This is a genomic window from Shewanella septentrionalis, from assembly GCF_025370265.1.
Lineage (GTDB): Bacteria > Pseudomonadota > Gammaproteobacteria > Enterobacterales > Shewanellaceae > Shewanella > Shewanella hafniensis.
In genome coordinates, this window is sequence record NZ_JAMTCC010000071.1 from 1 (window position 1) to 9,765 (window position 9,765).

Consider the following 9,765-nt stretch of genomic DNA (forward strand, 5'->3'; position numbering starts at 1 on the left):
GCAGGTTCACGCACCACCCCATAACGTAACGCATCTATCTGCTTTCTTGCCTCAAGTCGCGCATCATCAAGCGTGATATCATTTGCATTGCCGATAACATGAAGTTGTCGCAAGCCTTGATACTGGAAACGAACGTAATAACACCGAATACCAGAGGGATAGGCTCGCATAAAAAAAGCGGGAAAATATTTATCGTAAAACACCGTTATTTTCTGTGGTGTGGGTAAATTATCTATCATTGACTGTTGCAGTTTAATACTCGGCATAGGTTTTCCTCGTTCAGTAAGGTGGCATTCATGAGGTGTTTTCGAGCCATTTTCGGGCTAAAAACACATAAAAAACGCATTAAATTTCACTGAGCAAAAAACAATAAAACACATTAAAATCAATGCACTAAACTCAACAAACAACCATTACCTTGGGGCGTGGGGTGTGGTCTTATTCTCAAGGTTCCAACTTCACTATTTCGCCAGGATTTTGCACTTTTCATTTTTTGGGGATTTTTTGGGGATTTTCGATTTTTGCTAGGCTGCTGCCGTATGAAGCGGCAAAGGTATCGGGGGATTTTCAGGCCAAAAAAACGCACTCAATGAGTGCGTTTTCTGCAAGCGTGGCGGCTTAATATTCGCTTGGCAATAATGCGGTGGTTCGTGCTCTGTCTGCCTCGGTGATGATCCATATTTCTACACCTTCAAACTGATAAGCTGAAAGGATACGACCGCCCTTAATTAACATCTCATTATTAAGCTGGTAATCTTCATCCTCTAAATCGCCCCAATCTCCGATCGCGTGACGATAGAACAAAGACGCTAACGCTAAACCATTACCATGGCCGTTTTTGACCAATTCATTTATCCCTTTAGATGTATATAATGCACCAAGCCACTTCAATTTATCTTCTATTGTTTTATCCGACATATCTATTCCTATCTAATAAAAGGCTTAGTGAAAACTAAGCCTATAAAATCAAGCGGCCTTTAACTGTTCGCATGTGACTTGCATTAAATACTGATGAGCCTTAGACGCGGCACTGGCTGCTTTAAAAATATAGCGCTTATCATTCTTTAACTGCGTTAACCAACTTGCGATATAAGACTCATGCTGAACGTCACCGCTAATATTTAACTCGGCCATTAAAAAACTTGCGCCTAATTCAGCGATCAATTCTTCAAAGGCGTAATCATCCGAACCAAACCGAGATCCCTTTATTCTGTCTAATCGGCTTTTTGCGCCTGTCCAATGCGTTAACTCATGCAATGCCGTACAATAAAAATCAAGGCTATTTGAAAAACGTTCGCGAGTGGGTAAAACGATGTTATCGGTAGAGGGTCTAAAAAATGCTTTATCTCCTTGCTCTACAATATTCGCACCTGTTTTATTAATGAAGCTTTCAACATGATCAATTGCATCAAATGAATTGTTAACGTTGAAACCTTTCACTTCCTCAACATTTAACCCGTCGATTTGCTCAACGTTAAAGACAGTGAAACTTTTAAGCATGGGAATAACTTCTTTTTCACCTTGTTCATTTTCTTTTTCCAAACTCTTATAAAAAATAATTGAGGTGCCCTTCTCGCCTTTGCGAACTTGACCGCCTAAATTATTCGCTTGGTTATAGGTTAAAAATTGATTTGATGAAAATCCCGCATCAAATGCCGCCGCCCATAACAACAAAACATTAATACCGCTATAGACTTTTTTAGTATCGAAATTAATCGGCAAACCTGCACCGATTGAATTTCTCTGCCACGGACACACCCAAGGCTTTACGCCTTTATCTAATGCCGCAATGATTTGATCAGTGACGACCTGATACATATCTACTTTTTTAAATGCTTTTGCACTTTTACTTTTTGTTTTGCTTTTTGAGATATCGTCTTTGGAGAGCCTGCTTGTCGCTTGTAAGCTGGCTTGCTCATTGAAAGGCTTAGTGTGGCTTGCTGGGGTAGTGATTGAGTGTGTCATGGGCTGCTTGCTCCGTTTGGGGTCTATCATCTTCGTTTTCGCCTGACGTCCTGCTCGCTCGCCATCGTTCTGATTGACAAGGGCGCGCAGCGGCGAAGCGAACCCTTGGCAAGCGGGTTGTGGTGAGCGACAGATAAGACGGAAGCGTAAACGAAAGGGATAGCACCAGGAGCGGCCATGATGCCGAATGAAACGACCAGCTTAGCCACACTTGCCGCGCAGTGAGTAGGACTGTGCTTGGCGGTTTGGTGGTTGCGTTAGGGATTGGCAAGCAGGAACGTAGAGCCACGGCAAGCTTGCTTGCCATCAGTGGATCACGTTATCGCGGGGAGCGAAGCGAAAAGCCCGACCGGAGGGAACGCCCAAGTTCATCAGTTGTCTTTAGATGACATAGCGCAACAGCAGCCAATAGACACTCAGAGTAAATAGATTGACCGCCGAGGCACACTTCAAAGCACACCAAGGGGTATTGTCAGATAAACGGAAAAGGGCGGCGCAGCCGCCGCTTGTTTCGCGTTTTACGGGGAGCTAACAAGGGGCAGCCTGAGCTTAAATCACATGGCTCAAGCTGATATTAAGCTATCCCTTCCAAGGCTTTCTCTGGCGGAATGTCCTGTTGAACACAATCAGCAAGATAAGCGTTAATCGCCTCTTGAAATGCTTGCTCTAACTCTTTGGCGGTTTCGGCCTCATAGTTGATCAACGGTGAAATGAATAACACCTGCCCAAACAGAATATTATCCTCTGGGCTGATTTCTACAGAGCCGTGATAACCCTTAAATGTCATTGCATTTTGCATCATCGTTCCCCCCTTCCCCATTATTTATCAGACAATTGGCAAGACATTATCAACAATGAACCGCTCATTTAAAGCGGTTTCATCATCACTAAATTTAAATTATTTTACTTATTTTTTAATGTTCGGCTTCTTTCAACATCGCTTTAGCATGGGCCAGTGTCATCATGAGTTTCAAATAATTATCAGGAAAGGATACAAAACCAAACTCACTATAAAAACGTCTAGCATCTTCGTTCTTTGCTTGAACAATAATCATAGGGATGGGGATAGCACTGGAAGCTTGGATAATTCGTTTGATTGCGTCTATAAGCAATATTGAGCCAAGCCCTTGTCTTTGACAGGTATGGTTAACAGCCATTCGACCTATCAAGCTACACGTTATTTCAGATGGATATTTTTTAGCTATTTCGGTTGGTAACTCACAAAGTGATACCTGAGCTACCGCAATAGAGTAATAACCTTTTATGTGTGAAGGATTTAACTCTGAAGTAAGAACATATGTTCTTGAAATATCTTTCTTTTCATGCTGACCTGAAATGCATTTCAGGTAATTGTTTAGCTCTGTATTCCCACAATCAAAACTCTTACGGTCATGCTCATTTTTATCAAATTGGGTAATTTTCATTGTTTACCGTTTCCTTATGCTTACGCGCGGCATTAAGAAACCGACTGTTACTTTTAACGGGTGCATCTAAAGCGTTCACAAAAGCTAAAGCATCATTTTTTGATAACACCAGAAAATGCTCTTGTGTGATCAATCTTTTCGCTTCTGAAATCATTGTATTCGCAATAAAACTGTTAATACTGGCATAACCAGCGAGCGCAGCCGCTTTCTCTAATAGTTCTTTTGACTCAATGCTTACCCGAGTGGTAATGCGTTCATTTGTCATACTTTTCATCTGCTTATTTCCTAATTTAGCATCAATGGATGCGTTCACTTTTAATAGCCACTATTCAGACACGCTGTGCTGAACTAGCGGAACATATTGCGGTGAAATATGAGGCATAGCCTCATTTGGCATACTACCCTTATAATTAACAAAAATCAATTAAGGTGACAAAATGGCACCTTGGTTCAGGTTGATCCCAAAAGTGCCAACTCCAATACATCAAGCATAAATGCGCTTTTTTCTATAGTTCAAACACTTGCAGTTAACGGAGGAGTAGGCTTTATGAGTCAGCCCCCTTCCATCACAAACCGAAGTGGGTCATGATGTGAATTAGCGAAAAAGGGGAACGCATGTTCCCCTGTAAGACGTTCAGGCTGTTTACACAAACTGCCCTTGTAGATCCTTAATTCTCACTATCGGATAGCGATTAGCACTCTCTAAGCATTTAGCGCGAGCCCTTTCGATATTGATCGCTGAATCAATAAAATAGCATTGTTTTTGGGCAATATCGTTTTCAGAGTCATAGCCAACAATAAAAAAGCGAGGGGAATATTTAACCTCGTCCACGGTATAACGGATCGCCTGACCTGTCGCGGATTCGTGATGGCCAATGTACCCGATCCCGTTAGCATTCAAATCAGCCATGTGGCTACTGACAACCGATGTTGCATAGTCCGCAGGCCAACCCGTTGCAGGGGTGCGACCATATAAACGTTCATGTTTATATTGCCCTTGTAAATAGGTGTTCATTTCTTCAAACGTCACTGAGGGTTTGCACATATCATATCGCCCCCGTGTTAGTGGCCAACTCAATGCAGCCCCCTTCCATCACAAACCAAAGGGCATGATGTGTATAGCAATCGCTTATCTCCCCGTCAGCCGCCACCGACACATAAACCGTTGATATGATCCCCGAGGGTAAAGACCACATGATTGAAACGTGCTTATTTCGATAGTTCAGACTTAACGCCCTCGTTAGTTCATCGACTGAGAGGCATTGCGTATCGTTGCCAAAATTCTTAATCACGACAGGAAAACGAACCGAAACCCGTTTTTTGTCAGTGCTAAACACATTGAAACGCACGCGATAATCAATACTTGCGCCATTGCGTCGAGGTTGATCGATTGATACGACATTTTGAGCCACTTTTGCCGCGACCAAGAACCGTTCAACCGCTTCAAACAACAACCCCTGTGAGTAGGGATACCATGCTTCATTTGCCACCCCTTCAAGTCCGAGGCCGCAGAAGTGGAAGAAGTTCATTTCAGTTAAAACAATGATCGTCAACTCGCCCCTTTTTTGCTGTTGAATATCGTCTTTGGAGAGCCTGCTTGTCGCTTGTAAGCTGGCTTGCTCGCTGAAAGGCTTAGTGTGGCTTGCTGGGGTAGTGATTGAGTGTGTCATGGCTGCTTGCTCCGTTTGGGGTCTATCATCTTCGTTTTCGCCTGACGTCCTGCTCGCTCGCCATCGTTCTGATTGACAAGGGCGCGCAGCGGCGAAGCGAACCCTTGGCAAGCGGGTTGTGGTGAGCGACAGATAAGACGGAAGCGTAAACGAAAGGGATAGAACCAGGAGCGGCCATGATGCCGAATGAAACGACCAGCTTAGCCACACTTGCCGCGCAGTGAGTAGGACTGTGCTTGGCGGTTTGGCGGTTGCGTTAGGGATTGGCAAGCAGGAACGTAGAGCCACGGCAAGCTTGCTTGCCATCAGTGGATCACGTTATCGCGGGGAGCGAAGCGAAAAGCCCGACCGAAGGGAACGCCCAAGTTCATCAGTTGTATTTAGATGACATAGCGCCACAGCAGCCAATAGACACTCAGAGTAAATAGATTGACCGCCGAGGCACGTTTCAAAGCACACCAAGGGGTATTGTCAGATAAACGGAAAAGGGCGGCGCAGCCGCCGCTTGTTTCGCGTTTTGCGGGGAACTAACAGGGGATACTAGAGCGACTATCGGCGGCCAATGAAAACGAGCCTGAATGCGGCTGCGCCGAAATAAAGGGCAGAAATGGCAATGAACAGCCAACAAATCACCAATAGTAAATTATTCAATAAAGCCATCAACATGTCGCTCGCTTATTTTATCAATTCAAATACTTTACGGTTAGCAGCGGTTTTGGTGTTATCAGTCAACGGCCAAATTTCCCAAGGAGAATCGACGCCCGTGCGACTTCTGAGAAAGCTATCTCCCTTGCGCCATTGAAACTCTTCGTAATCAATACACCACTCAAACACTTCACCCTGTTTGACGGACTTGAGATCACTTATCTTCACAATCTCTATCGCACGTTGAGACATGCCTAACCCTCCTTGTCGTTATCGCAACACTCACATTTCTTCATCTTCCCACTCGATGAGGCGGTATTTTTGAAACTCTGGATGCTCTTTAAGCTGCTCGTGAACATCAGCGGGAATATGAAAATTCAACTCCCCCGCTTCAATCAAATACTTCAAACACGCTAAGCCCTCATGCCCAAGCCCAGACTCATCAATCACGCGCTGCACTTGATTGGCTTGGCATCGATACCGCGCCCCACCGACAACGACATTCACCGCGCCAGAGGGCATAAAAATCATCGTCACTGGATAGTGATGGCCGCCAAACAGATTCACAAAGGAAAAATAGACATGATGACCTTCACGAGTACAACTCACGATATTGTTGATTGGCATGATAACGCCCTCACTGTGTTGCACTGGAATAATATGGATCGGCTCATCGGCTTGTACGGCTTGCTCATAGGCTGCGACAACCTCGGGATTGTCCATAAGCTGCGCTTTCACCTCTGAAAATGGAATACCGGTTACTTTGCCCATATCAATCTCCCACTTTTGAACACGATCTTACTGAGTCTGCGCTGTTCATTAACTTATCAGCCGCCTTGGCCAAGAAGTCCGAACGGTCTTTGAACTCGCGATGAAACGCCACAAAGCTATCGATACGTACAATCTGCGATTCTGACAATGTGATATTGAGGCGTTTTTGTTTGGCTTTAAGCGCCTCTATTGGCACCTCTAAAGCCAGCCATTGGTCGAACTTGGGATGCAATGCCTGATAGTCGCGATAACCTTCATTCAAGCTATCGACTAAATGACCATCGTTGATCACTTCCTCGGCCATTAATAAAATGGCTTCCTTAGCCTTAAACAAGATTTCTTCTTGGCTATCCGCCGCCGAAAAACAGCCATAGCCTAATTTTTCAAACACGGGAATAACGATACCAAACGCCTGCATTTCATCAGCAGGGCTTTCGATCCCGACCATAAATAGCATGGTAAAACCTCTGCGTTAACCGTTGAACTATTATACACACGCATACACACAACTCAATTTATTTAGTTAATTTTTGCTCAGATTTACCCTGAATTAACAGGGTAAATCTGCATCAGTATGCGGTTTAAAATCCAGCGGGCATCAACGCATCAAAGTAGGCTTTTTGTGCATCATCTAGCCCTTTTCGCTCCCCGTTCACTAAGCTATCAACCTGATTTGCTAAATCCTTTTTCTTGAGTGCGGCGGCTTGTAATGCCCACTGCTCACCCATGACAGGCTGAGCCATATCAATTAAACAAGACAAGCTCACGCGCTTAAAGAAGGTTTCTGCCGTTGGTCGCCAGTAGTTAGACCATTTCACATCGAGCGTGGATATCACGGCCTCAACAGCTTTATGACTATTATCAATTGACGCCTCGAACATGGAAGCCGTGGCGTAAGCCACCTGCTTTTCTTTCTCTTTTACATCGAGGGCGCAAAAAGCGTTAAAGCGTTCAGCGACCGTTGGCAGACCAACCCACGCTAAATTTAGGCTGGCTTTTACACCCTCGATTAACTGCACCGCTTTGTTATCCGTGAGCGCTCCCGTTTTAGGATGGCAAGTGGTGTCGTTAACGCTGATATGCAGTGGACGACTGCCATAATGTGAATCAGTGAACGCGCTTACACAGACAGAGAAATGCAACGTATCAAGCGCAACGCTTGGCGCACTCATTAACGCATGTTTCGTGATAATCAAACGCTGAGCCCGTAAGTCGTCATTAAGCGCAGCGGAATAACCGCTAGTATCCTTATCTTCAATTTTTTTCACGTCACCCACGTTCACGTTGAGTGGGTCTGATTGCACACTGGCTTTTAATTGTGCCAGTGCCTTTTTATCGTCCTTATGCACTAACCCAATATAGATACTGACAGGCTCACCAAAACTTTTTAACACGAGCATACACCCCGCTAGCGCCATTTCAGCGGGATCATACTCACCCTCTTTTAAATCTAAAAGCCCAAACCCTGCAAGTTCATCATACTCAGAAACTAACTTTATCTGTGTCCACTTCCAGCCACGCGCGATTAATTTTGCTGCTTCGATTTCCAATTTTGCGGTCGCTAATGATTCGAGCAGGGCTTTATCATCAAGATAGACTTCATCACTGAACAAGTCTGAGGTCACAACCCCGCCCGCTTTTTCGTATTCGTCTTGACCTACAAACTTAGCGAGGTAGTGATCTGCACTCACCGCAGCGGCTTTGAGCATGTTGCGGAACTGATGCTCGTTGTAATGTCTATCGCCTGCCAGCTCCCACACTTCGACTTGTTTTTCGACACTGGCAATCGTGAATATCATCACGACATCAAGCGACACGTTCCCCGCTTTGTACGCATCGAGCACAACAGGGGCGACCATGCTTAACTTCATGCGCTGCTGCACGAATTTCGCTGTTACGCCAAACCGCGCCGCAACATCAGCAATGCTCGCGCCCTGATTCACCATGTCAGCAAAAGCGTGAAATTCATCGACTGGGTGCATCTTGGCGCGCGTGAAGTTTTCAGTCATTGATAGCTCGGTGGCATAGTTGGCCACTTCTTCGGCTGTCAGCAACTTAACAGGCACAAGCGTTTTCGGTTTCAGCTTATTATTTTTGACCGCTTTAATGAGCTGTCTCAGTCTACGGCCACCGCCCAACACAGGATATAAGCCTTCCACGTTCATGGGCTCGACAATCAGATTTTGTAAAATGCCATGCGCCAAAATGGAGGCATACAACTGTTCATCGTCAGCCTTGGACGCATTTTCTTTACGCACGTTCTTCTCAGACAACACCAACTGGTTAATCTGCAATTGCAGTAACACTGGCTTTGCTGTTGAAGCCAATGCCACCACAGAGTTAGCCGCTGTTGCCGATTTTTGAGCGATATCGGGCTTGTGAGAGCCTGCTTGAGTCTCGTGGCTGGCGGGTGAAATGCTGGCTTTAGTGTGAGTTGCTTGCGCTTGAATTGAGTTTGTCATTGCTTGTTTTCCTGTCGTTTAAATATCGTTCTCGTCTTCGCCTAACTTCCTGACTCATTTCACGTTCTGACAGACAAGGGCGCGCAGCGGCGAAGCCTCCCTTGGCGGGCAGGTTGTGAAATGAGACAGATAAGAAGTGACAGCGCAGACGTGAACGGTATTGACAGGGAAACGATGACAAGCGATAGAGAAGCGCACGCTTACTCACACTTTAGCCAGCAATGAACCGGACAGTGCTTGTGACTTTGATGTTTGCTTTGGTTTGGGCTTGGTTGTTGCGTTAGGGATTGGCAAGCAGGAACGTAGAGCCACGGCAAGCTTGCTTGCCATTAGTGGATCACGTTATCGCGGGGAGCGAAGCGAAAAGCCCGACCGAAGGGAACGCCCGGTTTAAGACCAATCTCCGGTGAGCTGTTTTACTTCGGTTTCACGAAGACAAAACGCCGTATTAATCGACGCTAAATGATCAAACTTCTCTCGATAAGTGAGAGCTGAATCTTGATCAATTTTACGCTCAGCGCCGGTTACTTGGATTAGTAAAGTATCAAGATTTTTACTGGCTTTAAACTTACGCAGCCACAACAAATCCAATTCGGACAATGTGTTATTATCAATGTAATTCATAGCTTCTCGTATATTTACCAAATATTGGCTTGCTGACAGCGAGTTTTGACGATCTCATTATCATTAAGCTGAATCGCGGCAATTTTTTTGGCCCGCTGGCACTCCTGAACATTCACCGGATATTGCTTATCCCACGCACTCATAAGCTGCCGCTGTGGTTTACTCATCGAATATTTAGGATAACTTTGGTCCATATACAGATAA

The 9,765-nt window shown here is 45.1% G+C and carries 15 protein-coding genes; 1 reads left to right on the forward strand and 14 read right to left on the reverse strand.

Features of this window, described 5'->3' with window-relative positions; all coding sequences use genetic code 11:
* Positions 1-266: Arm DNA-binding domain-containing protein (locus tag NE536_RS21885; RefSeq protein WP_261274009.1), on the reverse strand; the 266-nt coding region annotated here is incomplete at its 3' end.
* Positions 267-430: 164 nt separating this feature from the next.
* Between NE536_RS21885 and NE536_RS21890 the strand changes: the two genes are divergently transcribed.
* Positions 431-622, forward strand: coding sequence for a hypothetical protein (locus tag NE536_RS21890; RefSeq protein WP_261274010.1), 192 nt, complete (start codon positions 431-433; stop codon positions 620-622).
* Here NE536_RS21890 and NE536_RS21895 read toward each other — a convergent pair.
* The 13 genes from NE536_RS21895 to NE536_RS21955 all read right to left on the reverse strand — a co-directional run.
* Positions 619-918 (reverse strand): hypothetical protein, encoded by a 300-nt coding sequence (locus NE536_RS21895; protein WP_011979517.1) that lies wholly within the window; start codon positions 916-918, stop codon positions 619-621. The two genes, NE536_RS21890 and NE536_RS21895, sit on opposite strands and share 4 nt — an antisense overlap.
* A 48-nt stretch (positions 919-966) precedes the next feature.
* On the reverse strand, positions 967-1,965 hold the full coding sequence (locus NE536_RS21900) for an ArdC family protein (RefSeq protein WP_261274011.1): 999 nt from the start codon (positions 1,963-1,965) through the stop codon (positions 967-969).
* Between the two features lie 574 nt (positions 1,966-2,539).
* Positions 2,540-2,767 (reverse strand): type II toxin-antitoxin system HicB family antitoxin, encoded by a 228-nt coding sequence (locus tag NE536_RS21905; protein ID WP_011979515.1) that lies wholly within the window; start codon positions 2,765-2,767, stop codon positions 2,540-2,542.
* 112 nt (positions 2,768-2,879) lie between these two features.
* On the reverse strand, positions 2,880-3,389 hold the full coding sequence (locus tag NE536_RS21910) for a GNAT family N-acetyltransferase (RefSeq protein ID WP_011979514.1): 510 nt from the start codon (positions 3,387-3,389) through the stop codon (positions 2,880-2,882).
* Positions 3,370-3,663, reverse strand: coding sequence for a type II toxin-antitoxin system TacA family antitoxin (locus NE536_RS21915; protein WP_011979513.1), 294 nt, complete (start codon positions 3,661-3,663; stop codon positions 3,370-3,372). The genes NE536_RS21910 and NE536_RS21915 overlap by 20 nt, the downstream gene beginning before the upstream one ends.
* A 369-nt stretch (positions 3,664-4,032) precedes the next feature.
* On the reverse strand, positions 4,033-4,434 hold the full coding sequence (locus NE536_RS21920) for a hypothetical protein (protein ID WP_011979512.1): 402 nt from the start codon (positions 4,432-4,434) through the stop codon (positions 4,033-4,035).
* Between the two features lies 1 nt (position 4,435).
* Positions 4,436-5,059, reverse strand: coding sequence for a hypothetical protein (locus NE536_RS21925; protein WP_012589009.1), 624 nt, complete (start codon positions 5,057-5,059; stop codon positions 4,436-4,438).
* A gap of 675 nt (positions 5,060-5,734) precedes the next feature.
* A complete protein-coding gene (locus tag NE536_RS21930; protein ID WP_011979510.1) occupies positions 5,735-5,956 on the reverse strand; it encodes a hypothetical protein in 222 nt (73 codons plus the stop codon).
* Between the two features lie 30 nt (positions 5,957-5,986).
* The gene (locus tag NE536_RS21935; protein WP_011979509.1) at positions 5,987-6,475 is read right to left on the reverse strand and encodes a hypothetical protein; all 489 of its coding nucleotides are present in this window, start codon (positions 6,473-6,475) and stop codon (positions 5,987-5,989) included.
* Between the two features lies 1 nt (position 6,476).
* Positions 6,477-6,932 carry a type II toxin-antitoxin system HicB family antitoxin gene (locus NE536_RS21940; RefSeq protein WP_011979508.1) on the reverse strand — a complete coding sequence of 152 codons (456 nt, stop codon included), beginning with the start codon at positions 6,930-6,932 and terminating at the stop codon, positions 6,477-6,479.
* 124 nt (positions 6,933-7,056) lie between these two features.
* Entirely contained in the window at positions 7,057-8,937 is a 1,881-nt protein-coding gene (locus NE536_RS21945) for a ParB/RepB/Spo0J family partition protein (protein ID WP_011979507.1), read from the reverse strand.
* Positions 8,938-9,327: 390 nt separating this feature from the next.
* A complete protein-coding gene (locus NE536_RS21950) occupies positions 9,328-9,561 on the reverse strand; it encodes a hypothetical protein (protein ID WP_011979506.1) in 234 nt (77 codons plus the stop codon).
* A 14-nt stretch (positions 9,562-9,575) separates the two neighbouring features.
* A partial coding sequence (locus tag NE536_RS21955; protein ID WP_261274012.1) for an endonuclease occupies positions 9,576-9,765 on the reverse strand: 190 nt, incomplete at its 5' end.